Genomic DNA, 26,370 nt, shown 5'->3' on the forward strand with positions numbered 1-26,370 from the left:
TACTCCTATCCATGAATTCCAAGGGTCATCCGGGCCACTCTAGACATCATACTTGGATTCCATTGCGGATACCAAACGAGTTTAATTTGGCACTCATCAACTTCATCAACACTTTTGGCAGCTTTAGTAATTTCGTGATCTAACCACTCACTTAGAGGACATCCCATAATCGTTAAAGTCATCGTAATCTGACATTTTGTCTCGCTTACTTCAATACCATAAATTAATCCTAAATCAACGATGTTAACCTGAAGTTCTGGATCAATTACTTTTTTTAAGGCTTGGTAAACTTCCTTTTCGGTATTAGATAATTTCTCTATTTCTAGCACTATCCAATTGCTCCTTCCATTTGGAAGCTAATCAAGCGATTAAGTTCGACTGCATATTCCATTGGTAATTGCTTAGTAAAGGGTTCAACAAAGCCCATAATAATCATTTCAGTTGCTTTTCTTTCTGGGATGCCACGACTTTCTAAATAATACAGCTGGTCTTCAGAAATTTTAGAAACTGTGGCTTCATGTTCCATCGCTACATTTGAATTTTCAATAGCATTAGTTGGGATCGTATCAGAAGAAGACATATCATCCATAATAATCGTGTCACATTCCACATGAGCCTTTGAGCCATCTGATTTTTTAGAAAACTTAACACTACCGCGATAATCTGTTGACCCACCGCCCTTAGCAATTGACTTGGACACAATTGAGCTAGAAGTATTAGGAGCATTATGAAACATTCCAGCTCCAGAATCTTGGTGAATACCGTGATGGGCAACTGCAATTGAAAGCATAGTACCGCGAGCACCTTCACCGTTTAAATAGACACTTGGATATTTCATGGTAACTTTCGCACCTAAATTACCGTCTACCCATTCCATAGTTGCATGCTTTCCAGCAACTGCACGCTTTGTTTCTAGACTATAGACGTTATCAGACCAGTTTTGAATTGTAGTATAACGACAATATGCATTATCTAAGACATTTACTTCAACAACTGCCGCATGTAAAGAATCTGAAGAGTATTGCGGAGCAGTACATCCTTCAACATAATCAAGATGCGCGTCCTCATCAACAATGATCAAAGTTCTTTCAAACTGGCCTGAATTTTCTGCATTTAATCTAAAATATGCCTGAACTGGTGTTGGAACTTGTACTCCTTTTGGCACATAAATAAAAGTTCCTCCTGACCAAACAGCACAGTTTAAGGCAGAAAATTTATTTGAATCAATTGGAACTAACTTACCAAAGTATTTTTTGAATAAATCAGGATACTCCTGCAAAGCTGTATCCGTATCAGTGAAGATGATCCCTAGTTTATCAAATTGTTCTTTCATTTTATGATAAACCATTTCCGATTCATATTGGGCAGCCGAACCCGCTAAGTATTTTCGCTCTGCTTGCGGTACACCAAGTCGCTCAAAAGTATCCTTAATATCTTGTGGTACATCCTTCCAATCACGATATTTTTTATCGGTCAATTTTTGATAATACAGCATATTATCTAAATCAAGCCCTGAAAGATCGGGACCAAAATCTGGCATTGGCATTTTTTCATAAATATGAAAAGCCTTTAAACGATAATCTAACATCCATTTAGGTTCATGTTTTTCTGCTGAAATTTGTCGAACTACTTCTTCTGTTAAGCCACGACCAGTTGAAAATTTCGGTTCTACATTATCGTGAAAGCCGAACTGATAATCTTCGTCTTTAACTATATCCTCTGCTTTAGTCATTTTCTTCTTCCTTTTCTTTACCAAGTAATGCTCGATCTAGTCCCCACCATGCTAAAGTAGCGCATTTGATTCGGGCAGGAAATTGCATAATATTTACTAATACTTGGGCGTCTCCTAATTGTTCTAATTTTAAAGTGTCGCTTTTCTTGTCGGCTGCTAAGTTTGAAAATAGCTGTGAAAGCTCAATTGCCTCTTTGATACTTTTTCCTTTTACCAAGTCTGTCATCATACTGGCAGACGCTTTACTGATTGTGCACCCTTCGCCGTTAAAAGCAATTTTTTTAATTTTATTATTTTCAATCAAAATTGTCAGATGAATTTTATCACCGCAACTTGGATTATATACAGTAGTTTCATGACTAAAGTCAGTTAGTTGTCCATAATTTCGCGGCATTTGAGCATGATCTAAAATTACAGCTTTATATAAACTTCTTAATTTATCTAAACTCACTGAAAAACTCCTTTGCTTCATGGAGAGAACTTACTAATTTATCAATATCATCTTTAGTATTATAAATAGATAAACTAGCTCGAACAGTTGACTCCGTATTAAGGCTAGCCATTAGCGGTTGAGCACAATGATGGCCAGCACGAACTTCAATTCCGTTTAAATCTAGTGCAGTCGCTAAGTCATGGGGATGAATATTCTTTAAATTAAAAGATATTACTCCAATGCGACCATTACTTTTTTGTGGACCATAGATTGTTAATCCTGAAACATTTTTAAGCTTTTCTAAGGCATAACTTGTCAATTCCTGTTCATGTTTTTGAATAAGCTCAAAGTCTAGAGACTGCAGATAATCAATTGCTGCTCCAAGTCCAATGGCACCAGCAATATTTGGTGTACCAGCTTCAAATTTATATGGTACTTCTGCCCATGTTGCTCCTTCTCTAGTTACATTAGCAATCATTTCACCACCCAAACGATAAGGTTGCATTTTATCTAAGAGATCTTTTTTCCCATATAAAACACCAATTCCTGCCGGAGCAAACATTTTATGGCCAGAAAAAGCATAGAAATCTACATTTAATTCAGCTACATCAATTGGAAAATGTCCAACTGCTTGTGCACCATCAACTACAACAATTGCTCCTTTTTCATGAGCTAGATCAGTAAGCTCCTTAATTGGATTAATTGTGCCCAAAACATTGCTTACATGCGTCAAGGCAACAATTTTAGTTTTTGAATTGATCTTACTTTTTAAATTTTTAATATCAAGTAAGCCATCTGAATTTATTTCAATAAAATTTAACTTAGCCTGTTTTCTTTTAGCAAGTTGCTGCCACGGCAAAAGATTACTATGGTGTTCCATAATTGAAACTAGGATCTCATCCCCTGCCTGAATATTTTGTTCACCAAAGCTAGCTACAACTAAATTTAAACTATCAGTGCATCCAGAAGTAAAAATAACTTCTTTAGCATTATTTGCGCCAATAAAATTAGCCACCTTTTGACGGCTTGATTCATATTGATTAGTAGCTCTTAAGCCTAATGTATGAACTCCACGATGGACGTTTGCACGTTCTTTTTCATTAAAATCTCTAACTTTTTCTTCAACAAATTTCGGTATTTGGCTAGTTGCAGCATTATCTAAATAAACAAGAGTTTCATCATTAATCTTTTGATTAAAAATTGGAAAATCCTGCTTTATTTTTTCAGTGTTTAATTTGGCCATCGATCAGTTTTCTCTCTAGAATATCAATCATTTTTCTGCGAACATCTTTATTTGGAATTGCATCTAAAACTGCACCTAAAAAGCCACGTATAACTAATCTTTGTGCCTGATCGTAAGGAATTCCTCGACTCATTAAATAGTTCATTTGGACTTTATCAACTGGACCAACACTAGCAGCATGAGCTGCAATAACGTCATTTTCATCAATTAAAAGTAATGGATTAGCATCCCCATGAGCTTCATCCGACATCATTAGGACTCTATTTTGTTGATCAGCTTTTGAGCCATGTGCACCATGCACAATTTGACCAATTCCATTGAAGATCAACCTGGAATTTTCTAGTAAGACCCCACGTTGATTAATTAATCCAGTTGAGTGCGGACCACGATTAGTTACGCGATTATTAATTCCCACTTTTTGGTTAGCAGTTGTAACTGCAATTGCCTTAGAATCTGCAAAGCTTCCTTCCCCAACTAACTCAGAATCAAGATCTCCCAGTGTATTGCAATCGTTCATAAAAGCAATTGCCCATTCAACATGGGCATCTTTTTCAATTTTTGCTCGACGATTAAAGTAAAGGGTTGTGTCTTGGCTAAGTTCATCAAGTGAAGAGAATTCAATATGACTCCCTGGGCGTGCTACAAGTTCCACCATTAAACTTGCTGAACTAGCTTTTTTCTCTTTATCTTGAATTTCTTCTAAAAATTTTACTTTACTATTATTATCGGCAACGATTAAAAGGTGAGAAATATAGGTATCTTGAGTTGGGCTTAAAGAAATTGTAATCGGTTCGGTTAAGATAGTATCTTTAGGAATATAGAGGAAAAGTCCAGAATTTAAGTAGGCATAATGATAGGCAGTTAATTTATCTTCATTATGTTTAATTACTGACCCTAAAGTTGACTGCACAAGTTCGGGATATTTTTTACTTGCTGTAAAAATATCGGTTAAGATAATACCTTTCTTTTCTAAAAGTTTCTGCTCCTCTTTTAAAGAAAAGTCAGCTTGATTAGACCAAGAAAAATCTTCCTTTTTAATCAAAGGCCAATCTTGATACGAGAATCGCTGCATTTTAGGATAATCAAGTTCTTCTAGTCTTTCAAAGGATTTAATTCTTAAATCAGTTAACCATGAGGATCCATTATTTTTATGAGAAAAATTAAGCAAATTTTCTTTAGTTAGCATAAGCACTCCTAATTCTCATCAACTAATTTAATATCTAAGCCAAGTTCGTCACGTAAACCTGCATATCCCTCTTGTTCAAGCTTCTTAGCTAAATCAGGACCTCCATCTTTTACAACTCGTCCATCCATCATGACATGTACAATATCTGGGACGATGTAATCAAGCAAACGTTGATAGTGCGTTATCATTAAAGCACCAAAATTATCTCCTCGCATTGCATTAACTCCACGCGATACTACTCGTAATGCATCTATATCAAGGCCAGAATCAATTTCATCTAAAATTCCAAAACTTGGTTTAATCATTAACATCTGTAAAATTTCATTACGTTTCTTTTCTCCGCCTGAAAATCCTTCATTAAGATATCGTTCAGTCATGGCCTCATTCATATCTAACAAATCAAGGTTCTTATCCAATTCATTCAAGAAAGTCATCACTGATATTGGATCATCTTTGGGTCGACGAGCATTAATTGCAGCACGTAAAAATTCTGCATTAGTTACCCCAGGTACCTCTGCTGGATATTGCATTGCTAGAAATAGTCCCTTACGAGCTCGCTCATCTACCGGCATTTCAACAATGCTTTCATTATTTAACAGAATATCTCCTTGAGTAACATGGTAGCGGGGATTTCCCATAATTGTTTCAGATAAAGTAGATTTCCCGGTTCCATTAGGCCCCATAATTGCGTGAATCTCGCCAGTTTTCAAACTTAAATTCACACCTTTAAGGATCTTTTTTTTACTCTTCTTATCCTTATCCTCAACTTCAACATGTAAATCTTTAATTTCTAACGTAGCCATGTAAATCCTCACCTTTTATCATTCTATATTTAGTGTTATCAGCTCTAGCTAACATACAACATATAGATAATATTAATCCTATTAAAGCTATAATTTTAGTCTTGACTTTTGATTAGAAGTTCTTAGCCCTATTCTAATAACAAGTAAATTTTATTGGCTGCATAATTTTCCCTGTTCATGAATCTAGTTATTTTAGTGCTAAGATACAAATGAGGTAATTTCATTCCCGCGATGCCTTATCTTCTTGTTTAAAGAGTCGGTGGAGGCCTAAAATGATGAAATATTTCAACATGATTGCCCTACTTGTTGTCATTGCAATTTGTTTTCTTAAAAACTACACCATCTATGCTTTGCGCTTAGGGACAGTAGTAGGCTTATTAATGCAAAGTCGCTTTACTTCGTTTTGCCAAATACAATATAAAAAAGAGATTGATTTTAAATCAATCTCTTTTTTACTAAATCAACCCCATCTTTACCAAATACTCTGCATTTTCTACAGTATTCCAAGCAGCGCCTTTTAATAAGTTATCGGAGACAACCCACATATTAAAGGCTCCCTTGTTTTCATAATCAGGACGAATTCTTCCAACAAAGGTATCGCGTGAACCTTCTGCATTAATTGGTTGAGGATAAATTTGATTTTTAATATCGTCTTGTAATACATCCCCTGGGAAATCCGCAATCACATCCATAATATCTTGCGCAGTAGCTGATTCATCTTCTACAGTGAAATAAACACTTTCCCCATGAGCGATGGGTACAGGTACACGCACACAAGTTGCAGTAACCTTAATATCCTTAGAATTCATATCATTGAGCATAATCTTCTTAGTCTCGTGAATCATTTTCCATTCTTCATGAGAATAACCACTATCTTCTAAAACATCAATCTGAGGAAGTAAATTAAATGCTAAAGGATAATGCTTTTTATCACCCTTAGTTGGCAAAATATGTGCATCTTCTTGCATATTCTTACCATCTAAATAATCTTGCGATTCTTTCTTAAGTTCATCGATTGCGGCTTGGCCTGCACCAGACGCAGCTTGATAAGTTGAAACAATAATTTGCTTTAAGCCAAACATTCGGCGAACTGGTTCAAGCGCCATCACCATCTGAATAGTGGAGCAATTTGGATTAGCAATAATGCCATGATGATTCTTTAAAGCTTCCGGATTAACTTCTGGAACGACTAAAGGCACATCTTCATCCATTCTAAACGCACTGGTGTTATCTACGCAAACGGCCCCTCTTTTAACTGCTTCTGGCAAAAACTTCTTTGATACACTTCCACCGGCTGAAGATAACACTAAATCAATCCCATTAAAAGAATCCGGAGTGGTTTCTTCAACTACTAAATCTTGATTACGAAACTTAAGATGCGTGCCCGCTGAACGTGATGAAGCAAGCAGCTTCACGCTTTTAACCGGAATCGTTGACTTAGCTAATTGGTCAATCATTCTTCTCCCAACTGCACCAGTAGCACCTAAAATTGCAACATTATATTCCTTACTCATTCTTCATTACCTTCTTTTAAAAACTCCCCAATTCTCTTTAACGCAACTTGCAAAGCCTCATCTGATGAAGCATAGGATAATCTAATGTAACCTTCTCCACCAGGTCCAAATGCACTTCCTGGAGTAACCCCAACCTTTTTCTTAAAAGCTAAATCTAGTGCGAATTGCATATCATCGGTTCCATATTTTTCTGGAATTTTTGCAAAAATATAAAATGCGCCTTGGGGTTTAACAAATTCAACGCCCATTTTACTTAATTCATTTACTACAAAATCACGTCTTTTTTGATAAATCTTTTTATACTCTTTTGAATCATCAATTCCATTAGTAAGTGCCTCAATCGCCGCTGCTTGAGAGGAATCAGTAGTGGTAGTAACCATTAAGCCGTGAACCTTACTAATTTGATCCATTACCTTTTTTGGTCCAGCAATATAGCCTAAACGGTATCCCGTCATTGCGTGAGATTTAGATAAACCAGAAATATATAAAGTTCTCTCTGGAATCTCAGTAGCAATTGAATAATGCTCAACACCATAAGTTAATGAACTATAAATTTCATCAGTAATCACGTAAAGATTGTATTTTTCGACTATTTTAGCCAGTTGCTTGATTTCTTCATGAGTATATTCAACTCCAGTTGGATTAGTCGGATAGTTGAGAATTAACCCTTTAATAGTCGGATCATTTTTTACTACCTCTTCCAATTTTTCGGCAGTAAGTTTAAAGTCATCGCTTGCTGTATTCACTAAAGAATATTGAACACCAGCTAAATTAGCAACTGGCCAATAAAGTGAAAAAACAGGTGTAGGGACTAAAATTTTATCTTCGGGATTAAATAAAGCAAAAATAGCGGCATTAATTGCTTCTGTAGCTCCCACTGTAGCTACAATTTCACTCTTAGGGTCATATTTAACGTGAATGATTTTGTCTAAAAAACAACTAATAGCCTCCAAAAGCTCTTTCTTTCCTTTTTGAGGAGCATAATGAGAGTCATTTTCCTTAATACTTTTAACAGCCGCCTTTTTTACATGTTCAGGTGTATTTAAGTCTGGTTCACCTAAAGTCAATTTAATAATGTTGGGAATTTCTGAAACTTTATTATCAAAAATCCGAATTCCTGATGGCTTTAAATTTTCAACCTTTTCACTAAAATGAAGATTATCAGCTAATTCTGGCATTTTAGGCCTCACAATCTATAAAATATTTTCTAATCCAACTATCAATTCATGTAAAGAATCAACTTTTTCAAGTGCTACTTTAACTCCGCTCATAAATGATTCACGATCAAACGAATCTTGTCGAATAGTCAAAGCTTCTCCGTTACCGCCGAACAAAACTTGTTCATGAGCAATGTAACCTGGAAGACGAACGGAATGGATCTTAATTCCTTCATAATCACCACCACGAACATGAGCTAAGCTTTCAACTTCATTAGGAGCACTTTCATGTTTTGGACGATTTTCTGCAATTAATTTTGCCGTGCTTAAAGCCGTTCCAGAGGGGGCATCTTTCTTATCCGCATGGTGCATTTCAATAATTTCAACATCTGGAAAGTATTTGGCAGCTTCTTTTGCAAATTTCATCAGTAAGACCGCAGACATTCCAAAATTAGAAGCAATTATTCCTCCTACTTTTTCTTTTTGGGCTAAGTCCTTTAGTTCTGTCACTTGTTCATCACTTAAACCAGTCGTTCCCACGATCGGTAAAATATGATGCAGAATTGCATATTTTACATTTTCATAAACTGCATTAGGAGTAGTGAAGTCAATCCAAATATCAGCAATATTTTCAGGAATATCGCTCAATTGATTAAAAATTTGAGCACTCTTAGGAAGATGATATTCTTCAGGATCATGATTAGCATGGGGACTAAGACCTGCTACAATTTCAAAATCGGCCATGTTATTTACTAAGTTAACTACTTTTTGCCCCATGGCACCCGCAAAACCAGCAATTAAAACTTTTTTAATCATTTTCTTCCACTTCTTTTCCTAAATCTAGTGGTAATTCGTGCATTAAAGCATCGTCTTTTAAGCCCAAATGTTGTGCTAAGGTTACTTTTTCTTCTTCATTTAAACTTACTAATGGCAAACGACAACCACCAGTCTTAAATCCCTGAGCATTCAAAACTGCCTTAACTGGTGATGGGGATGGATACATAAATAATGCAGCCATTCTTGGAGTTAACCATCGTTGCAAGCGAGCAGCCTCAGGATAGTTTCCAGCGTACAAATCATCGTACATTTCACGCATTTGCTTAGAATAAATGTGGGAAGCTACTGATACAACACCATTTGCCCCAAGCAAACGCGCAGTTAAAGCTTGACTATCTTCACCCGTAAAGACTTGGAAATCATTATCCTTATGATCAATAATGTATTCCAATTCCTCTAGGCTGGCACATTGCTTAATTCCTTTAATATTTTCAATGTGAGAGAGTTGAACCACCGTTTCTTGATTCATTTTGACGCCAACACGTCCTGGAATGTTATAAATCAAAATTGGAAGATCAACATTCTCGGCTACTGCAGTAAAGTGAGCTACCATACTACGCTGATTCGGCTTGTTATAAGGAGGAACAACAACTAAGGCATAATCAATTCCTTTAATTTTTGCTACTTCATTAGTAAATGCAATTGTTTCAGCGGTGTTATTGCTTCCAGTTCCGGCAATGACTGGAACACGTCCATTTACAATTTCACCAAATTTAGTATAAAGCTCAATTTTTTCATCATGAGATAAAGTTGGTGTCTCACCAGTTGTTCCCCCAACAACAAAACCATTGGTCCCTTGACTAATCAAATAATTAGTTAGCTTCTTTAAACTGTCATAATCGATTTCTTCATTTTCATCAAAAGGAGTTACAAGTGCCGTTAATAAATCAGTATCAATTAATCTTGTCAATTTTATTTCTCCATTCTATAAATCAAGAATCCTTTAATAGCTTCTATACCTCGCATAATACTGCTTTCATTAGGTGTTAACGTTGCCGAATGAAGTTCGGAGTTATCTTCTACTCCTAACCAAAACATCACTCCAGGGAATTTAGCTAATAAAAATCCAAAATCTTCTCCCGTCATTGCTGGCGCTGTTTCAACATAGTTGACTTGGGGATTATTTTTCATATACGAGATAAATTGCTTAGTTAATTCAGGATTATTTTCAACAGGCCAATAGCCTCCTTGATTCAGCTGCAATTCAACGTCCAAATTATAGCTACGAGCAATACCTTCACAGATATCTTTTAAGCGTTGATCAATTTGAACAATCATTTTTTGAGTTAATCCACGAATTGTTCCCTCAATTCTGGCATGGCCTGCGATTACGTTTCGAATTGTACCCGCTTCTATTTTTCCTAAAGTTACTACCCCACTTTGAATAGGATCGATACTTCTAGAAATAATAGTTTGAATTTGCATAATTAAACTAGCTGCTGCCACAACCGTATCATTGGCATTTTGCGGAAAAGCAGCATGACCACTTTTACCAGTAATATCAATATTTACCTCAGTGGTTCCGGCAAACAAAGTCCCCATTCGACAACCAATTGCGCCTGCTGGCAAAGCTGGATTGTCATGTAAACCATAAAATTCATCCGGTTTAAATTCATCATGAAAAATTCCTTTTTCATATGCTTGTTTGCCGCCGCTTTCACTTTCTTCGGCTGGTTGAAAGAAAAACAACAAATTATCTTGAGGTTGATTTTCACTAAAATAATTTAAAAGTCCTAAAGCAACTGTCATATGAATATCATGTCCGCACGCATGCATTACATTAGGATTTTTAGAAGCATACGGAAGATTAGTTTTTTCATTAACAGGTAAAGCATCAATATCTGCGCGATAACCAATAGTTCTTTGAGGATTTTTACCTTTTACTAATACTAAAATGGCAGTTGGAAGTGATTGTGGTACTTCGATTTTTAAATAATCTTGATTAAAGCCCCTGATAGTATTTAAAAGATAATCATGAGTTTTAAATTCTTTAAGAGCTAATTCTGGAATTTGATGTAAATGACGTCTAATCTGAATGAGTTCTTTTTCTGTTAAAATCATTGCTATATCTTTCTTAAATTATCTTCTAAACCAGTTTTGCTTTCGGTTTTTTGATCAACTTTTTTAATAACTTTAGCTGGCACACCTGCTACCACAGTATAAGGAGCTACATCATGAGTTACAATTGCCCCCGCCGCAATTACAGCACCTTCGCCAACATGAACGCCTTCAATTACTACTGCATTAGCACCAATTAAAACATTATCATCAATTCTTACTGGTTCCGCAGAAGCAGGTTCAATTACCCCTGCTAAAACTGCATTGGCACCCACGTGGCAATGCTTTCCTACAATAGCACGCCCTCCTAAGACAGCACCCATATCAATCATAGAATCATCACCAATTTCAGCACCAATATTAATCACAGCTCCCATCATAATTACTGCATTATTACCAATTACGACTTGATCTCTAATTAAAGCGCCTGGTTCAATACGAGCGTTGATTTCTTTTAAATCAAGTAAAGGTACAGCAGAATTACGGGCATCGTTTTCGACATGATAATCTTCAATCTCTTGCGAATGGTTTGCTAAAAATTCTTTTACTACTTGCCAATCTCCAAAAATCACACCACTTTTAGCATTGACAAAATCTTGAATCTCTTCTGAAAAGTCAATATTTTCCAACTCTCCTTTAAGATAAACTTTGACTGGCGTTTTTTTAGGAGCATTTCCAATATAATTAATAATACTTTGAGCATCTAGTTTTGACATTTTTATCTCTTTTCTACATTAAATATTGTAATCTTGGTCTAAATGAACTAAATCTTCTAAGGATTCTCTTCTAATAACTACTTGTGCTTTCCCATCTTCTGCAAAAACGACAGCGGGACGAGGATTACGATTATAATTTGAAGCCATTGAGTACCCATAAGCACCAGTATCAAGCATTGCCAAAATATCACCTGCTTTTAGTGAAGGTAACTTAGCATCTGCTAAAATATCGCCAGATTCGCAATATTTACCAGCCACATGAAATTCTTGACTAGCCTTTCTTTGCGGATCGTTAGCCAAAACCGTTTCATATTTTGCTTGGTAAAGAGCTGGCCGAATGTTGTCTCCCATCCCTCCATCAACAGCAACATAAGGAACTAAGCCGGGAATTTCTTTCATGCTTCCTACTTTGTATAGATTGTACCCTGCTGGTCCTACAATGGAGCGACCAGGTTCAATATCAATTTCAGGAATTGGAAAATTATATTTAGTTGCTTCATCTTTAATTGTTTTTACAATAGCTTTTACAAATTCTTCTGGCTTTAGAGGATGATCTTCTTGAACATATTTAATTCCAAAACCACCGCCGACATTGATTACTTGAGCTGTATAATCATAATTTTTTCTCCAAGATGCTGCGACATCAACTAATTTAGCTGCTGCCATTTCAAAACCATTAAGTTCAAAAATTTGTGAACCGATATGAGCATGGATTCCTAACATATGCATTCTTTGATTTTTCAAAACTTCTTGTAAGGCCTTGTCGGCTTGACCAGACTTTAGATCAAAACCAAATTTGCTATCTACTTGACCAGTTTGATCATATTCATGAGTGTGAGCTGAAATACCCGGCGTGATTCTAAGCATGACGTTGATCTCACTATCTTGTTCTTCAAGAACCTGTCTCAGCAAATCAATTTCATAGAAATTATCAATCATAATTTTGCCAACATGGTTTTTGACAGCCATTTCAAGCTCTTCTTTTGATTTATTATTGCCATGAAAACTAATCCGCTCCATTGGAAAATTGGCCTTCATAGCTGTATAAAGCTCACCTGCAGACACAACATCGGTATAAGCTCCCTCCTCATTGGCAACTTGATACATCGCAATTGAGGCGAAAGCTTTACTAGCATAACTCACTGCATAATTAACTTGTTCTTCTTCAAACACCTTTTTAAAAGCACGAATTTGATTACGAATTTGGCTAACATCATATACAACTAAAGGAGTTCCATATTCTTTGGCTAGCTTAAGGCTATCCACTCCTCCAATAGTTAAATGGCCTGCTTGATTAATCTGATTAGTAATTTGTGAATTCATATTTTGCCTGCATTTCTAAAAATAGAAGCGCTAATAAAAAAATCCATTGTCTGCGCTCAACAAACAACGGATTAAATTATTTTTAATCTTATGATCGATAGCGCTCCGCGAATTTTAATTTTCGCGACAGTTTACAATCTCTTAAATTGCATCCCAGCAAATAATACTTGGCCTCATATTATCACTTCGGCAACTTCCCCTTTCACAATTCATCATAGTTTTGCCTAAACTCCTAATTGCTACTTTTGTCAGTTGCGCCTCTTCGAATTTGACTAAATTGTATATTTTATTAAAAACAGAGTCAATAGTTTTACATGATTTTTTAATTTTTATTGCAAGTTTGAAAATTAATGTTAAACTTGCAATAAAAATCTTTTAACTAAAGCCCATTTACTTGCAGCTTTAATTAAACTAAAAGGAAGTACTGATATGAGAGTAGTAAAATTTGGTGGCAGTTCGCTAGCCACCGGCACTAGTGTGAATCAAGCACTTGAGATTATTTTAGCTGATCCATCTCGACAAGTGATGGTTGTCTCAGCTCCTGGTAAAAGAAATAGCTCAGATATTAAAGTTACAGATCTTTTAATTAAATATGCAAAAACTGTCCTAAATCATCAAAACTATTCAAAAATAGTTGACGAAATTTATAGTCGCTATCAAGAAATTGGTTATTTTTTTGGATTAGATGAGACTCAACTTAACATAATTAAAGATATTCTACTTTCTTTACCCGAATTTTCTTATCCAACTGATGATTATCTAATTGCCGCATTTAAAGCTCATGGCGAACGATTAAATGCACGAGTAATTGCAATGATTTTAAATCAAAAGGGAATTAAAACTAAATATTTAGATCCTCATGAAGCTGGGTTAACCGTTACTGGTGAACCGAATGATGCCATTGTGAGTCCTGAGACCTACCTCAACCTTGATAAAATCAAAATAGATTCTGATGAGCATATCATCTTTCCAGGCTTTTTTGGTATTACACCTTCTGGCCATATCGCCACTTTTTCTCGAGGAGGTTCGGATATCACTGGGGCAATTTTAGCTAAAGGATTGCATGCAGACCTATATGAAAACTTTACTGACGTCAATGGAATCTTCGCAGCTAATCCAGCTATCATTCATCATCCCCAATCTATAAAGACCATGACTTACCGTGAAATGCGTGAATTGTCATATGCAGGATTTTCTGTTTTTCATGATGAAGCTTTAATCCCAGCTATTGAAGGAGAAGTTCCAATTAACGTCAAAAACACTCATGATCCTCACAATCCTGGTACCATGATTGTGCCTGACAAGCTATTTAAGCCTCTTAATCCCATTACAGGAGTAGCTAGTCAAAAACACTTCTCTGCTCTTTATTTGCACAAATATTTGCTTAATAAAGAGGCCGGCTTTACTTTACGTATCTTACAAATTCTTTATAAGCATAATATTCCTTACGAACATATGCCTTCTGGGATCGACGATATCACAATTATCTTTAATCGCCAGTTTTTAAACGATCAATTAATTGATTTAATTTGTAACGAAATTCAGTCTTTAATTAATCCTGATCAACTGGAATGGATTGATGATTATGCCATTATTATGATCGTCGGCGAAGGAATGAAATATGAACATGGAATTAGTTCACAAATCTTATCCTCTCTAAATAAAGAGGATATTTCACCTCAAATGATCAACCAAGGCGCTTCACAAATTTCAATCATGATTGGAACCAAGAAAGAAGAAGCTGATCAAGTAGTTAAAACAATCTACAAACAATTTTTCTAGAAAGGATTCTTTATATGTCAACTTTATATAAAGTGCACGGCTCTCAAAACCATTTCTTTATTCTAGATCAAACAGAACTTTCCACTCCTCTTACAGATACAGAATTAGTTGAATTTACTAAAAAAATCACCAATCCCTCATCAGGAATTTTAAATGGAGCCGATGGTGTTTTAGCAATTAATTCTCCTACGCGGCCACAAGCTTTAGCGCAAATGCGAGTTATCAATGCCGATGGTAGTGAGGCCTCAATGTGTGGGAATGGACTAAGAACTGTCGCTCGCTATTTATTCGAAAAATATAATCAAGACAACTTTTTAGTAGACACCATGAATGCTAATTTACGTGTTCGTAAGCATGATAATTTAGCTAAAGGAGTAAAAGCCTTCGCAGTCGAGATTTCTCCGGTATCTTTTAATAAAAGCTCCCTTCCCTTTCAAAATTTAGGTTACAATCGAATCATTGACCAATATTTACCAGAAATTTATCCCGGTCTACGTTTTACCTCAATTGCCGTTCCTAATCCCCATTTGATTAGTTTTATGGATCAGAATCAAATTGAAAGTAATATTTTAAAAGAAGTTGGAGAATATTTAAACGGTGATAATCCTTACTTCCCAGATGGAGTCAATGTCAACTTTGCCCAAATCATTGATAAAAATAAGCTCTTTGTACGTACCTATGAGCGCGGAGTAGGTTTTACAAATGCCTGCGGAACTGGAATGTCAGCCACATCTTTGGCATTTTGTTTGACCTATCCGGAGAAAGGCTTCTTTAATCAATCAATTGACGTTTACAATCCGGGTGGAAAAGTTCAAACAATTGTCCATCACGAAAATCATACTTATTGGATCGAATTAATTGGGAATGCTACCTTCACTGATCAAATTGAAATTAGTGAAGCTGACTTACATAATTGTGATTTTTCAAGCATAAATATAACTTCTACTGAAGAAGAAAGTGACTATCAAAATTTCATTCAAAACTTGCCCCATTTCAATAATTTCAGCGCAAACTAAAATGGTTCTATACTTTTTCCTGTTGATAAATATCTATGGTGTTCTATCGACAGGATTTTTTATTGCATAAAAAAGAGGCCATAGCCTCTCTTAACTTAAAATCCTTCTTCGACCAATTCAATTAAGTTTACTAGGAGTTTTTGCTATGTCCTCTCTTAATGATTGTATTAAATTTCATCTCAATATTGAAGATCCTAATATTATTTTTTCTGATTATTTTAAAAAATATATTAACGGCAAATATCATAATCTCTATGTAGCTGAACTTATTCAGTCCCATTGTCCTTACTGTCTTTCCTCTAACCTTAAGCATAATGGTCATTATACTTCTAACGTACGCTTTATTACTGCTGATGCTAGCCATCCAGTTATTATCAGACTTAAAAAGCAGCGCGTTTTGTGTAATGCCTGCCTTAAAAGCTCAATGGCTCAGTCTAATCTTATTAATAAAGGCTGCTATATCTCTAACACTTCTAAGCGAAAAATACTTTCTGCTCTTACTGAAGATCGTTCTATGACTAGCATTGCTAGAGAACATAATGTATCTGTCAACACGGTTCAAAGAGTATTAGAATCCTGTTCTTCTAAGTTCTATGATAATTTTGATCATCTCCCTGAACACCTAGCTTTTGATGAATTCAAAGGTGTAGGCAAAAATCTTCACTTTATTTGTCTAGATGGTGATACTCACAAAGTTATTCAAATTCTTAGAACTCGTTTTAAACCTGATATTTTGCGATATTTTTACAAGTTTACCCCTAAGGCTCGCTCAATGGTTAAGACAGTGACCATGGAGCTTAACTGCTATTATCCACTAGTTGCTAGAGAATTATTTCCAAATGCTCAGATTGTTATTGATCGTTTCCATATGGTTCAAATGCTTATTCGATCTTTTAACATTTTCAGAGTTCAGATCATGAAACAATTCAATAAACAAAGCCGTGAATATAAACTTTTAAAGTCTCCTTGGAAGCTTTATCTCATAAAATATGGCAAGCTTAATAAGACTACTCCATACTACGATTGGCACTTTAAAGACTCTCTCACTCAGGAACATGTTGTCTTAGACGGCTTAGAGTGCAATAAAGATCTCGAAAATACATATTGGATTATGCAGGACTTTATGACTGCTATTCAAAATAAAGATGAAAAACAGATTATTCACTTACTTAACTCAAAACAAACTGTAGGCAAGCAAATGCATCAAACACTACTGACCTTTAAATATAATTAATACCGGTGTCCTAAATGGTATATCTTCTAACTACTCTAATGGTTGTCTTGAAGGTATCAATCGCAAGATTAAGCAGATTGAGCGTACCACTTACGGATACAATAATTTTAGACATTTATTAATTAGAATTAGACTAGAGGAAAATTTGGTCAAAGAAAAAGAGCCAAACAACTATTTTCTAGTTGCTTAGCTCTCTTTACAAACTATTCATCAACCAGATTTGACAAACAGCCAATTTTATTTATTTTCCAAAAAAGCTCTGCTGATTTTCAGCAGAGCTAAATATTTAATCTTCTTCTAAAACGGAAGCTACTTTTTTAGATTTAACAAAATGAACAACTAATCCAACTACTAAACCAACCAAAGCTGGTACGAGCCATGAAAGTCCCATATTAGCTAATGGCAAATTATTTCTAAGAGAAGTAACAGCTAAACCAAATGAGCTTTGACTTACAACGCTTGGAAAAGCAACTACCATGTCACCTAAAGCAGGAACAACTGTAAATAGGATTACAAAGAAGTAAACAACTCCATCTGTTTTAAATAATGGTGAAAAAACAGATAATAAGATTAATACCATTGATAATGGGTATAAGAACATCAACATTGGAGTTGACCAAGCGATGATTGTGTCTAATCCAAAGTTAGCTGCTAAGAATGATGCTAAGCAGCTAAGTGCCAACCAAGCATGGTAGCTGACTTGTGGGAAGTGCTTATGGAAGTCTTGTGCAAAAGCTGCAACTAATCCAACAGCAGTAGTTAAACAAGTAACAGTTAATAAGAAAGCAAGTAAGGCTTGACCAAATACACCGCCATAAACATTAACGATTTGGTTAAATGCAACACCACCGTTATCGGAAACCTTAAAACGACCTAATGACATTGCACCCATTAAGATTAACAATAAATAGATAAAGCCGATAGCCAAAACTGCTAACAAACCAGATTTAGCAACTACTTTAGAGACGCTCTTAGCATCTTTTTGTCCCATACCACGAACAGCAGTAACAACTGTAATACCAAATGCTAAACCTGCTAAAGCATCCATTGTGTTATAGCCTTCTAAGAATCCGTTAACTAATGCTCCATGCTTGTAAGCACTTGTTACAGCTGCAGTTTGTGGGTTACCCAAAGGACGAGCAAAAGCAACAACGAATACTAAAAATAATAGAGATAAAAATAGTGGATTTAATACTTTACCAACGTTAGACAAGATGTTGTTTTGATGGTAAGAAAATGCAAAGGCTGCTAAAAAGAATAAAGCAGAGAAGACTAATAAGGCTGTTCCTTGCATGTTCTTAGGAATAAATGGTGCCATTCCCACTGTAAATGAAACAGTGGCTGTTCTTGGAGTACCAAATAAAGGTCCAATTGTAGCATGGATTAAAACCATAAATACAACTGCAAATCCTGCACCTAAAGGCTTTCCAATGTCATAAACCCCATCAGCGTGGGTAATTGCAACTGCTAACACTGATAATAAAGGCAGTAATACACCAGTGATTAAAAATCCAACAGCAGCTGTTCCCCAATTGGCTCCAGCAAGTTGGCCCAAATGTAATGGGAAAATTAGGTTACCAGCCCCAAAGAATAAACCGAATAGCAAAGAAGCAACTACGAGATAGTCCTTCCATGTTAATTTACGTGATGTATAATCTGTCATCATATTCTTTCCCTCCAGAAAATAAACATCTGAATACAAAAAAGTCCCTCAACCAAATTACTTTGATTGAGGGACGCTTCAGCGTGGTACCACCCTTTATTTATATTGTTATCACTAACAATACCTTTCACGTGCGGCCAATTACTTGGCGATACGTTGGCACTATAATGGGTGCTACCACTTCTTCTTACTCAAGATTAAGAATTAGAACTCGAAAGTGATTTTCATTTAATCTTAGAATTTATCTCCTCACACCTAACGAGACTCGCTGTAAATTAGGACTAAACTACTCTTCTTTCTCTTTGTTTTCAGATTAATTAAATTTGTTAATAATTATTTTAATATAAGCATCATAAATGTCAACAATTTTTTATACTTTTTCTTGTTAAAAAATCAATTTTATTATCTAACTGTATTATCACCTGATAGAGTACTTAAAATAAGGGTGGATTTATCATGTTCATCCCCTCTTTGTGCAGCTACACCACGTTTTCCAAAAAGTGAATTATCCCCACTTAAAGTAGAGAGTTGATATTGAGCTACTTTAGTATTTTCAACCAAAGTATCCCCAGAAGTAGTTGAAACCCTAAGTTCATCGCCTACTTCACTATTTTTCATCTTAAAATCTCCACTCGTTAACTTAACTTTTCCGTGATTTACTATTACATTAATAAAATCAATATCTCCCGATGTAGTAGTTAATTTAGCATCTTCAACTTCTACCTTCTTCAAATCTAAATCTCCACTTACTGCAAACCCCATTAAAGCTTCTAATTTTAAATTTTCTAAACTAGAATCTCCACTTACCGAGCTCGCATTTAACATGTGTAAGTGCTGATCTTCTGGCACAGTAATTACTAACTCTCCCCTGTCTTTATCTGTAACTATGTTTATTTCAATAATCCCTTTTTTCCAAAACTTACCTGGTTTACGCTCTACCTTAGGTTCTTTAATTTCAAGCAAGTTTTCATTAAAGACTAAACTTGGTTTCTTATCGACTGGTCCACGATAGTGAACTTCAAAATGATCTCCTGCTTTAATTTTTAGGTCTAGATCAATTAAATCAAGTTTCAAATCAGTAAAACTATCGTTACTTAAAATTTCATTAACATATTCATTCTTCGTTTTCTCACTTGTATTGAAAAACATTTCAGCCACCTCGTTTTATTATTCACTCATTATTTTTATTTGGTTTTAATTTTACTATCATACAAATATTTTTCAATAACTTATTACTAAGTGGCTAAAATTGATAACTAAGATGCAAAAAAGACAACCTAAACATACAGTTTAAGTTGTCTTTTGAGATTTTACTTATCATTAACAATGATCAACGACTTAATTGCATCACGATTACTAATTGCTTCATACGCATCTTGAATATGATCTAAATCAAAACTCTTGGTAAATACCTTACCTGGATTGATTTTACCATCAAGAACTGCTTGTAATAAAACTTCTTTATCAGGTTTAGTTACAGAAGCGATACCACCACGCAAACCTACATTCTTCCAGAATAATTGGTTTGACTTAGGTTCTGCATGTGGTACACCCACTCTACCAATCACAGCACCAGAACGAGCAATTTGACCAGCTTGTTCAATAGCACTTTCTGCACCAACACATTCTAGCACTGCATCAGCCCCAGCATTTTCCTTAGTTAAGGCCAGCACATCCTTAACAGCTTCTTCGTCTCGACTCGAAACAATATCAGTTGCACCAAATTCTTTACCTAATTGTGCACGATCATCATGGTGAGATAAAAGAATAATTTTTTCAGCACCCAATAACTTGGCACCAATTACACCGGCAAGACCAACAGCACCATCCCCAATTACGGCTACAGTGTAACCAGGTTTTACTTCAGCATTTAAAGCTGCATGATAACCAGTTGCCATTACATCTGATAAAGTTTGAAGGGATGCCAATTGATCATCAGTGTAGTCTTCTGGCTTTCCAGGAATTTTAACTAAACCTGAATTTGCTGGTTGATATTTCATGTATTCTGCTTGATATCCCCCGTTTGTTCCTGACTTTTGATTTAAGCAGTTACCTTCAAATCCGTTAATACATGCAACACAGTGGCCACAACCATGAGTAAATGGAACAATGACAAAGTCATTTGGTTTAATATCTGTTACATCATCACTAACTTCTTCAACCACACCAATTGCTTCATGGCCAATCAATGAACCAGATTCACGGTCGGCAATACCTCTAAACCACCATAAATCTGAACCACAAACACTCGCACGAATCACTCGAATAATAGCTTGATTTTCTCCATCAATCTTTGGCTTCTCTACTTCTTTTACTTCAACTTTACCAGGTTCTACAAAAACTGCTGCTTTCATATTCTATATCCTTTCGTTTCATTAACTTACACAGATAGTTTAAATTAAAAAAGTACCACCTACAATTGCTAAAAAAACATGCTACTATTCATTTTACGTATGACACACTCGCAAACAAAAAATCGGATCTATACGATCCGATTCTAAGTTCTTAATTATTCTTATCTTCTTTGCTAGTCTTATTTTCTTTGTGATCTACTTGATCCTTCTTTTCACTATCTTTCTTATCTTTTTTGTCTTCATCAGTCTTAGTCTTTAAGATTTTTTGACTTTTGGCATCAATCTTAACTTCAGTTTCTTTATTGCCATCTTTTAATTCAACTTTCCAAACTGGTTGCTTATCGTCCATTTCTAAAGACCACTTAACAGCCTTACCAGATGCCTTACTTTGGGCAATTTTTGTAGCTTCACTACGGCTTATTAAGCCATTTAGATCTAAGGCCTCTTCTTTATCATCTGCATCTAAGTTTTCTGACTTAGCTTTTAAAATTTTACCACTACTTGCATCAATTTTAACTTTATATTCTGTTTCCGAATCAAAGCCCTCTATTTCATAAACATATTCATTTTTCTTATTCTTGAGTTCAATCTCCTTAATGGATTTTGAGCCATACTTTTCATTAAATTTATTAATTACATCACTTTGAGAAAGATTGATTGAGTTAGAAGTTTGTGTTTGTTCCGTAGCTTGTCCACCAGTAGATGCTTGAGCTTGATTAATTAAAGTAAGACTAGTTCCACCTAAGGCTAAACCTAAAACAGCTGCGCCTAATGATAATCTCTTAATGTTTGTTCTCATAATAGAATCCTCACTTTTTCTTCAAATTTATTTTTGTTGCTTAACTTTATATATTTAGTTTACGAAAAAACGAGGATGAAAAAACTAAGAGCAGATATAAATTAAATGAAGATTTTTTCATTTTAATCATTAGAGTGGTAATTTTATTTCAAAAATCGTCCCTTTAGGAGTATTAGCTGAAACACTAATTTTTCCATGATACTTGGTAACAATATCTTTTACAATAGCTAAGCCAATTCCAGTACCTTTAATCTGACTAGAGTGAGCTTGATCTTCTCGATAAAAACGATCAAAAATCTTATCATAATTTTCTTCTCTAATACCAATTCCCTGATCCTTAACTCTTAAAGTTAAGTACCCATTATCTTTCTGTAATTCTATCTTTATTTTGGCATTGTTTTGAGAATACTTAGCTGCATTATCTAACAAGTTATGAATAATTAAGCGGAAATCTTTCACTTCAATTGGGTAGAAAACTTTTATTGGACTTGAAATATAGACGCTACAAGTATTATATTCTTGTTCAAGAATTTCACTCTCTTTTTGAACTATTGGCACTAGATCAATGGGATCAATTGATTGGTGTTGTTTCTTAGCTCGTCCTAATTCCAAAAGTTCATTAACCAGTATTTCCATCCTACTTGATTCAGAGTCAATATATTGGAGGGACTTTGCGACAACTTCGGGATGTTCTTTACCGCGTCTTTTAATCAAATTAATGTGGCCACGGATTGCAGCAAGCGGCGTCTTCAATTCATGAGATGCATCAGTAACAAATTGTTGTTCACGCTGAATTGCCTTATCTTGATACTCTAGCAATTTATTAAAAGACTGCGCTAAGTGATGAATTTCTGCTGGTTGTTTCGGCACGAATACTTTCTTTTTTGCCGTGGTTTGATGTTCAATTGCCTCAATATCTTGATCTATTTTCTCTAGTGGCTGACTCCATTTTCTTGAAAAACGTTTAATTAAAGGAATCGAACAAATGATGGCAATTAAATTTAAAATAATGATTGCAAGTAATAAATGGGTAATTAAGGTAAAAAGATCGTCAACATTTAAAATCACAGAAATTCGATAGCCATCTTCATTTGCAGTCCGTAAATAATAAACGCTATTTTCCATAAAAACAACATTATTGTAATTCCTATGATTCTTTACTTTTTCAAATAATTCTTCCCCATCTTCCGAATAGACAGTCTTACCCTTAGGAGTTTTCAGTGAAATCGCATCATTACTTTGTCTAGCAAGATAAGCATTTAGAAATAATTTCCATTCATTTTTATTCTTATGCTCATCGTGGTCACTAATATTATCACTAATTGTATCAATAACTTCTTCTGCTTGCTCATGAGCATTATTATAAATGAATGCTGTTGAAATACCAGCAAAGGCTAAATTAACTAGGAAGAGAATAATAATGAATAAAGTCAGAAACAACTGTGTTAATTGTTGGGAAGTTGTTCTTATTTTTTTATTCATTATCGTCCACCTTTCTTAAGCAATAGCCATATCCACGAACTGTTTTAATCAAATTACGATATTTTCCCAACTTATTTCGCAGCGCTCTTATATAGACATCAACTGTGTTAGTTTGACCGATAAAATCATATCCCCATACGATATCTAATAATTCATCCCGGCTTTTAACTTTTTCAGGATCATTCATTAATTCACATAGCAATGCATATTCTTTTGGAGTTAAGTAGATTTCCTCACCCTTGCACCAAAATTTATGAGAAACCAAGTCAATTTTTAAAACACTAAATTCTAAGGTAGAACTGACAACCCGTCTCTTTTCTCGTTCTAATCTTCTAAGAATCACTCTAATTCGGGCGAAAAGTTCTTCTATTTCAAAAGGCTTGGTCATATAGTCGTCTAAGCCTTGATCTAAAGCATTACTAATGTCAGAAGCTTGGTTACGGGCAGTTAACATAATAATAGGAATGTCACTAACTTTTCTAATTCTTCTTAAGACAGTGATGCCATCATAAACAGGTAACATCCAATCTAAAAGGATTAAAGTTGGTTTTTCTTTTTCAAAAAATTCAAGACCTTCTTTACCATCTTTAGCCCAGACTACCTCATAGCCTTCTAATTCAAGCTCTGGTTGAATAAAACTAGCTAGACTCTCTTCATCTTCAATTAAAAGAATTTTTGCTTTTTCCATATCTTACCCCCCTGCTTTCCAAATCACCTTTAGGATTATTTTTAAATAGTAAATTCAATATTAATTTGATTCTTTTTATTTTAATAGACATTTAAAATAGCTCCAAGTAAACTGCTTGGAGCTATTTTGTAATAAATTTTTATTCAAACTTAGTATCCCAATTTGGATTATTATTTGCTTCAAAACACATTGCAATTTGCTCTTCTGTGTTTCTATCAATAGATAAGTTTGGCAAGTTGTCTAGAGGAAAGTAGTCACAAGCATCTGTTTCATCATTAGGAGTAAATGTACCACCTAATTCTTTACATAAAAAGAAAATCTTAGTAACGTTAGTCGCTAAAATTGGCTTATTATGATGATTACGATCTTGAACTGCAATAATTTTAATTGGTTCTACTTTTCTACCAGATTCTTCAAAAGCCTCTTTAACACAGTTATCTGCGACAGTTTGATCATAATCGTTCCAGCCGCCTGGCAATGACCATTCTTGAGACATTTTTTCACGAACTAATAAGATTTTATTATCTTTAAAAATTGCAGCTCGAGTCTCAATTTTAGGAGTTTGATATCCCTCATCTCCAAGAAACAAGGTTTTAATTTTTTCTTCTGGAATTCCAGTCCTAGCAGCCATCATTTCACCAGCAATACGCCGAATTTCTTCATAGCGTTCACGATCAAAAACATCATGGCCATATCTTAATCCGGCTTGCGCTAGGCTCTGCAAATCCATTGCCCAATTTGCAATTTGATCATTTGTTTTCATTTTTCAATCACCTAAAATTTACTTAATGGTTAGAAATATATTCTTGTAATTCGCCAAGTTTATCAATTTTAAAGGTAAAAGCTAACATACCAAGCTTCTTTGCTGCATCGGTGTTTGCTTTTAAATCATCGATAAATATACTCTCTTCTGGATTTAAAATATAGCGAGCAGTTAATCTTTCATATATTCTTCTATCTGGCTTTATTAATTTCTCTTGGGCAGAAAAAACATAACCATCAAAATAATTGCCCATCTCAGAATTTTTAACAAAATTAGCAAACTGCATTCCCGTATTGGATAAACCGTAAATCTTATAACCTTGTTTACGTAGTTCCTCCATATAATTAAAAACTGGCTCATAGAAATCAACATTTTCTGGCCAAGTTGCCATAATTTGCTTAACCTTACTTTTTAGCTTATCCGGAACTTTACTAATAAAAATTTCAGTGGCTTCTTCCTCGGTAATTTTTCCAGAGTCGATTTCGCCCCACTCTTTAGATTCAAAAATAGTTTTTCTAATTAGATCATGATCCTCGGGACTCAATTCATAATGATTTAAAATTTCATCTGGATTGTAGTTCATAATGACATTTCCAAAGTCAAAAATAATATTCTTAAGCATTAACTTCCCCTCTATCTTTAATAGTCTATAGTAAAAATATTGCTCTTTTTGCTAGAATCTTGCAAGAAAAAACAAGAGATTTGATAAACTCTCGTCTTAAGGATTAATTATTATCTTATCGACCGCGATGAAGAGTATTATTTTTAGTTCTTATGGGAACTCGTTTAGGTTTAATACTTACTGAAAAGAATAAAGTTCCTAGTAACACTGCAATTGCTAAAATCTGATTCATAAGTAAAGTATCTCCTCTTACTTTTTGTCAGTTATAATTATATACTGATTAAAAGTAAGTACAATGCTAATTTTTTAATAAAAATTAAACTTTTCCCTATAATCTGGAACAATTAAATTTACATCTTGCCGCCAAATACTGGGAAGACGCCTGATTTACCATAATCAACCGGGGTAAACTTCTTAAGTTTATCCATATCTTCATCGCTGATTACAAAATCAATTTCAGCATTACTCTTCATATGTGCAGGATTTGCAGACTTAGGTAATACAACACAGTTAAGTTGCCAATCATAACGAATACATAATTGAGGTACGGTTACACCATACTTATCAGCCATCTTTTCAATTTTTGTATCATTTAGAGGAGCACCGTGAGCAATTGGTGAGAAAGCTTCAACTACAATATCATTTCCTTGAATGTAATCAATTAAGTTCATCGGGGTTTCACCAATGTGAACTAAAATTTGATTAACAGCAGATTTAGTAGAACTATTCTGCATTAAGTTATCTAAATCTTCTTTTTCAAAGCTGGCGACACCAATTGTACGTAACTTTCCTTCTTCGACTGCTTTAGGTGTTTGATCATCAGGAATCTCCCATATCCCAAGTGCCATCTTAGGAATTTTTAAACCATTATTCATGGTTAAAGTTTCATCAAAAATAGACATAGAATCATCCCTTTCTTTGCTAATTTCATTTTTAAAAAAATTTTTTAACTACCTAAGATTTAG

The 26,370-nt window shown here is 34.8% G+C and carries 24 protein-coding genes, 1 pseudogene, 1 riboswitch and 1 other annotated feature; of the genes and pseudogenes, 3 read left to right on the forward strand and 22 right to left on the reverse strand.

The features are described 5' to 3' along the window. Positions 1-5: 5 nt before the first annotated feature. From GTO82_RS05000 to lysA, 13 genes are all read right to left on the reverse strand, one after another. Positions 6-329 carry a metal-sulfur cluster assembly factor gene (locus GTO82_RS05000; protein WP_023599635.1) on the reverse strand — a complete coding sequence of 108 codons (324 nt, stop codon included), beginning with the start codon at positions 327-329 and terminating at the stop codon, positions 6-8. Continuing rightward, a complete protein-coding gene (gene sufB, locus GTO82_RS05005) occupies positions 329-1,732 on the reverse strand; it encodes a Fe-S cluster assembly protein SufB (RefSeq protein WP_180872745.1) in 1,404 nt (467 codons plus the stop codon). The genes GTO82_RS05000 and sufB overlap by 1 nt, the downstream gene beginning before the upstream one ends. Further along, complete coding sequence (gene sufU, locus GTO82_RS05010) at positions 1,725-2,183, reverse strand: Fe-S cluster assembly sulfur transfer protein SufU (RefSeq protein ID WP_034525085.1); 459 nt, start codon at positions 2,181-2,183, stop codon at positions 1,725-1,727. The genes sufB and sufU overlap by 8 nt, the downstream gene beginning before the upstream one ends. Beyond that, positions 2,170-3,408 carry an aminotransferase class V-fold PLP-dependent enzyme gene (locus GTO82_RS05015; protein ID WP_180872746.1) on the reverse strand — a complete coding sequence of 413 codons (1,239 nt, stop codon included), beginning with the start codon at positions 3,406-3,408 and terminating at the stop codon, positions 2,170-2,172. The genes sufU and GTO82_RS05015 overlap by 14 nt, the downstream gene beginning before the upstream one ends. Continuing rightward, on the reverse strand, positions 3,389-4,594 hold the full coding sequence (gene sufD / locus GTO82_RS05020; protein WP_004897367.1) for a Fe-S cluster assembly protein SufD: 1,206 nt from the start codon (positions 4,592-4,594) through the stop codon (positions 3,389-3,391). Before sufD ends, GTO82_RS05015 begins: the two co-directional genes overlap by 20 nt. Before the next feature lie 8 nt (positions 4,595-4,602). Then, entirely contained in the window at positions 4,603-5,397 is a 795-nt protein-coding gene (sufC, locus tag GTO82_RS05025) for a Fe-S cluster assembly ATPase SufC (protein ID WP_086874870.1), read from the reverse strand. Between the two features lie 455 nt (positions 5,398-5,852). Beyond that, on the reverse strand, positions 5,853-6,911 hold the full coding sequence (locus GTO82_RS05030; protein WP_180872747.1) for an aspartate-semialdehyde dehydrogenase: 1,059 nt from the start codon (positions 6,909-6,911) through the stop codon (positions 5,853-5,855). Further along, complete coding sequence (locus GTO82_RS05035; RefSeq protein ID WP_180872748.1) at positions 6,908-8,089, reverse strand: aminotransferase class I/II-fold pyridoxal phosphate-dependent enzyme; 1,182 nt, start codon at positions 8,087-8,089, stop codon at positions 6,908-6,910. Before GTO82_RS05035 ends, GTO82_RS05030 begins: the two co-directional genes overlap by 4 nt. 15 nt (positions 8,090-8,104) lie before the next feature. After that, positions 8,105-8,884, reverse strand: coding sequence for a 4-hydroxy-tetrahydrodipicolinate reductase (gene dapB, locus GTO82_RS05040; protein WP_180872749.1), 780 nt, complete (start codon positions 8,882-8,884; stop codon positions 8,105-8,107). After that, on the reverse strand, positions 8,877-9,815 hold the full coding sequence (gene dapA, locus GTO82_RS05045; protein WP_180872750.1) for a 4-hydroxy-tetrahydrodipicolinate synthase: 939 nt from the start codon (positions 9,813-9,815) through the stop codon (positions 8,877-8,879). The genes dapB and dapA overlap by 8 nt, the downstream gene beginning before the upstream one ends. Before the next feature lie 2 nt (positions 9,816-9,817). Then, the gene (locus tag GTO82_RS05050; protein WP_004894673.1) at positions 9,818-10,966 is read right to left on the reverse strand and encodes an N-acetyldiaminopimelate deacetylase; all 1,149 of its coding nucleotides are present in this window, start codon (positions 10,964-10,966) and stop codon (positions 9,818-9,820) included. 2 nt (positions 10,967-10,968) lie between these two features. After that, positions 10,969-11,679, reverse strand: a complete 711-nt coding sequence (gene dapD, locus GTO82_RS05055) for a 2,3,4,5-tetrahydropyridine-2,6-dicarboxylate N-acetyltransferase (protein ID WP_180872751.1) — start codon at positions 11,677-11,679, stop codon at positions 10,969-10,971. A gap of 18 nt (positions 11,680-11,697) precedes the next feature. Then, positions 11,698-13,002: a diaminopimelate decarboxylase gene (lysA, locus tag GTO82_RS05060; protein WP_180872752.1), complete on the reverse strand. Its 1,305-nt coding sequence runs from the start codon at positions 13,000-13,002 to the stop codon at positions 11,698-11,700. Positions 13,003-13,091: 89 nt separating this feature from the next. Next, a riboswitch (Lysine riboswitch) is annotated at positions 13,092-13,273 on the reverse strand. A 158-nt stretch (positions 13,274-13,431) separates the two neighbouring features. Between lysA and GTO82_RS05065 the strand changes: the two genes are divergently transcribed. The 3 genes and pseudogenes from GTO82_RS05065 to GTO82_RS05075 all read left to right on the forward strand — a co-directional run bounded on the left by GTO82_RS05065 (position 13,432) and on the right by GTO82_RS05075 (position 17,224). Then, positions 13,432-14,784 (forward strand): aspartate kinase, encoded by a 1,353-nt coding sequence (locus GTO82_RS05065; RefSeq protein ID WP_180872753.1) that lies wholly within the window; start codon positions 13,432-13,434, stop codon positions 14,782-14,784. A gap of 14 nt (positions 14,785-14,798) precedes the next feature. After that, positions 14,799-15,800 (forward strand): diaminopimelate epimerase, encoded by a 1,002-nt coding sequence (gene dapF / locus GTO82_RS05070; RefSeq protein WP_180872754.1) that lies wholly within the window; start codon positions 14,799-14,801, stop codon positions 15,798-15,800. 145 nt (positions 15,801-15,945) lie between these two features. Beyond that, positions 15,946-17,224 (forward strand): annotated as a pseudogene (locus GTO82_RS05075) (ISL3 family transposase). A 96-nt stretch (positions 17,225-17,320) separates the two neighbouring features. Here the strand turns inward: GTO82_RS05075 and brnQ are convergent. The 9 genes from brnQ to GTO82_RS05120 all read right to left on the reverse strand — a co-directional run bounded on the left by brnQ (position 17,321) and on the right by GTO82_RS05120 (position 26,307). Next, positions 17,321-18,697, reverse strand: coding sequence for a branched-chain amino acid transport system II carrier protein (gene brnQ / locus GTO82_RS05080; RefSeq protein WP_086874865.1), 1,377 nt, complete (start codon positions 18,695-18,697; stop codon positions 17,321-17,323). 66 nt (positions 18,698-18,763) lie between these two features. Continuing rightward, positions 18,764-19,009, reverse strand: a binding site (T-box leader). Between the two features lie 90 nt (positions 19,010-19,099). Then, positions 19,100-19,846: a DUF4097 family beta strand repeat-containing protein gene (locus GTO82_RS05085; protein ID WP_011161975.1), complete on the reverse strand. Its 747-nt coding sequence runs from the start codon at positions 19,844-19,846 to the stop codon at positions 19,100-19,102. Positions 19,847-20,007: 161 nt separating this feature from the next. Beyond that, positions 20,008-21,051, reverse strand: coding sequence for a zinc-binding dehydrogenase (locus tag GTO82_RS05090; RefSeq protein ID WP_180872755.1), 1,044 nt, complete (start codon positions 21,049-21,051; stop codon positions 20,008-20,010). Between the two features lie 151 nt (positions 21,052-21,202). Beyond that, positions 21,203-21,850 carry a PepSY domain-containing protein gene (locus GTO82_RS05095; RefSeq protein WP_180872756.1) on the reverse strand — a complete coding sequence of 216 codons (648 nt, stop codon included), beginning with the start codon at positions 21,848-21,850 and terminating at the stop codon, positions 21,203-21,205. A 129-nt stretch (positions 21,851-21,979) separates the two neighbouring features. Next, positions 21,980-23,332 (reverse strand): sensor histidine kinase, encoded by a 1,353-nt coding sequence (locus tag GTO82_RS05100; RefSeq protein WP_180872757.1) that lies wholly within the window; start codon positions 23,330-23,332, stop codon positions 21,980-21,982. Beyond that, the gene (locus tag GTO82_RS05105) at positions 23,325-24,020 is read right to left on the reverse strand and encodes a response regulator transcription factor (RefSeq protein ID WP_180872758.1); all 696 of its coding nucleotides are present in this window, start codon (positions 24,018-24,020) and stop codon (positions 23,325-23,327) included. Before GTO82_RS05105 ends, GTO82_RS05100 begins: the two co-directional genes overlap by 8 nt. 139 nt (positions 24,021-24,159) lie before the next feature. Beyond that, entirely contained in the window at positions 24,160-24,783 is a 624-nt protein-coding gene (locus GTO82_RS05110) for an NUDIX hydrolase N-terminal domain-containing protein (protein WP_180872759.1), read from the reverse strand. A 22-nt stretch (positions 24,784-24,805) separates the two neighbouring features. Next, a complete protein-coding gene (locus GTO82_RS05115; protein ID WP_180872760.1) occupies positions 24,806-25,405 on the reverse strand; it encodes an HAD family hydrolase in 600 nt (199 codons plus the stop codon). A 350-nt stretch (positions 25,406-25,755) separates the two neighbouring features. Next, the gene (locus GTO82_RS05120) at positions 25,756-26,307 is read right to left on the reverse strand and encodes an aldo/keto reductase (RefSeq protein WP_180872761.1); all 552 of its coding nucleotides are present in this window, start codon (positions 26,305-26,307) and stop codon (positions 25,756-25,758) included. Positions 26,308-26,370 lie beyond the last annotated feature (63 nt).

It is taken from the genome of Lactobacillus johnsonii, assembly GCF_013487865.1.
In the GTDB taxonomy this organism is placed as follows: domain Bacteria; phylum Bacillota; class Bacilli; order Lactobacillales; family Lactobacillaceae; genus Lactobacillus; species Lactobacillus johnsonii_A.

What these genes read in the sequence shown, in the direction of transcription:
- GTO82_RS05085 (WP_011161975.1), bottom strand. Translation starts at nt 19,846, where the DNA reads ATGTTTTTCAATACAAGTGAGAAAACGAAGAATGAATATGTTAATGAA.
- dapF (WP_180872754.1), top strand. Translation starts at nt 14,799, where the DNA reads ATGTCAACTTTATATAAAGTGCACGGCTCTCAAAACCATTTCTTTATT.
- GTO82_RS05100 (WP_180872757.1), bottom strand. Translation starts at nt 23,332, where the DNA reads ATGAATAAAAAAATAAGAACAACTTCCCAACAATTAACACAGTTGTTT.
- GTO82_RS05015 (WP_180872746.1), bottom strand. Translation starts at nt 3,408, where the DNA reads ATGGCCAAATTAAACACTGAAAAAATAAAGCAGGATTTTCCAATTTTT.
- GTO82_RS05030 (WP_180872747.1), bottom strand. Translation starts at nt 6,911, where the DNA reads ATGAGTAAGGAATATAATGTTGCAATTTTAGGTGCTACTGGTGCAGTT.
- dapB (WP_180872749.1), bottom strand. Translation starts at nt 8,884, where the DNA reads ATGATTAAAAAAGTTTTAATTGCTGGTTTTGCGGGTGCCATGGGGCAA.
- brnQ (WP_086874865.1), bottom strand. Translation starts at nt 18,697, where the DNA reads ATGACAGATTATACATCACGTAAATTAACATGGAAGGACTATCTCGTA.
- GTO82_RS05090 (WP_180872755.1), bottom strand. Translation starts at nt 21,051, where the DNA reads ATGAAAGCAGCAGTTTTTGTAGAACCTGGTAAAGTTGAAGTAAAAGAA.
- sufD (WP_004897367.1), bottom strand. Translation starts at nt 4,594, where the DNA reads ATGCTAACTAAAGAAAATTTGCTTAATTTTTCTCATAAAAATAATGGA.
- GTO82_RS05120 (WP_180872761.1), bottom strand. Translation starts at nt 26,307, where the DNA reads ATGTCTATTTTTGATGAAACTTTAACCATGAATAATGGTTTAAAAATT.
- sufC (WP_086874870.1), bottom strand. Translation starts at nt 5,397, where the DNA reads ATGGCTACGTTAGAAATTAAAGATTTACATGTTGAAGTTGAGGATAAG.
- GTO82_RS05115 (WP_180872760.1), bottom strand. Translation starts at nt 25,405, where the DNA reads ATGCTTAAGAATATTATTTTTGACTTTGGAAATGTCATTATGAACTAC.
- GTO82_RS05110 (WP_180872759.1), bottom strand. Translation starts at nt 24,783, where the DNA reads ATGAAAACAAATGATCAAATTGCAAATTGGGCAATGGATTTGCAGAGC.
- dapD (WP_180872751.1), bottom strand. Translation starts at nt 11,679, where the DNA reads ATGTCAAAACTAGATGCTCAAAGTATTATTAATTATATTGGAAATGCT.
- GTO82_RS05105 (WP_180872758.1), bottom strand. Translation starts at nt 24,020, where the DNA reads ATGGAAAAAGCAAAAATTCTTTTAATTGAAGATGAAGAGAGTCTAGCT.
- GTO82_RS05050 (WP_004894673.1), bottom strand. Translation starts at nt 10,966, where the DNA reads ATGATTTTAACAGAAAAAGAACTCATTCAGATTAGACGTCATTTACAT.
- GTO82_RS05095 (WP_180872756.1), bottom strand. Translation starts at nt 21,850, where the DNA reads ATGAGAACAAACATTAAGAGATTATCATTAGGCGCAGCTGTTTTAGGT.
- lysA (WP_180872752.1), bottom strand. Translation starts at nt 13,002, where the DNA reads ATGAATTCACAAATTACTAATCAGATTAATCAAGCAGGCCATTTAACT.
- GTO82_RS05035 (WP_180872748.1), bottom strand. Translation starts at nt 8,089, where the DNA reads ATGCCAGAATTAGCTGATAATCTTCATTTTAGTGAAAAGGTTGAAAAT.
- GTO82_RS05065 (WP_180872753.1), top strand. Translation starts at nt 13,432, where the DNA reads ATGAGAGTAGTAAAATTTGGTGGCAGTTCGCTAGCCACCGGCACTAGT.
- sufB (WP_180872745.1), bottom strand. Translation starts at nt 1,732, where the DNA reads ATGACTAAAGCAGAGGATATAGTTAAAGACGAAGATTATCAGTTCGGC.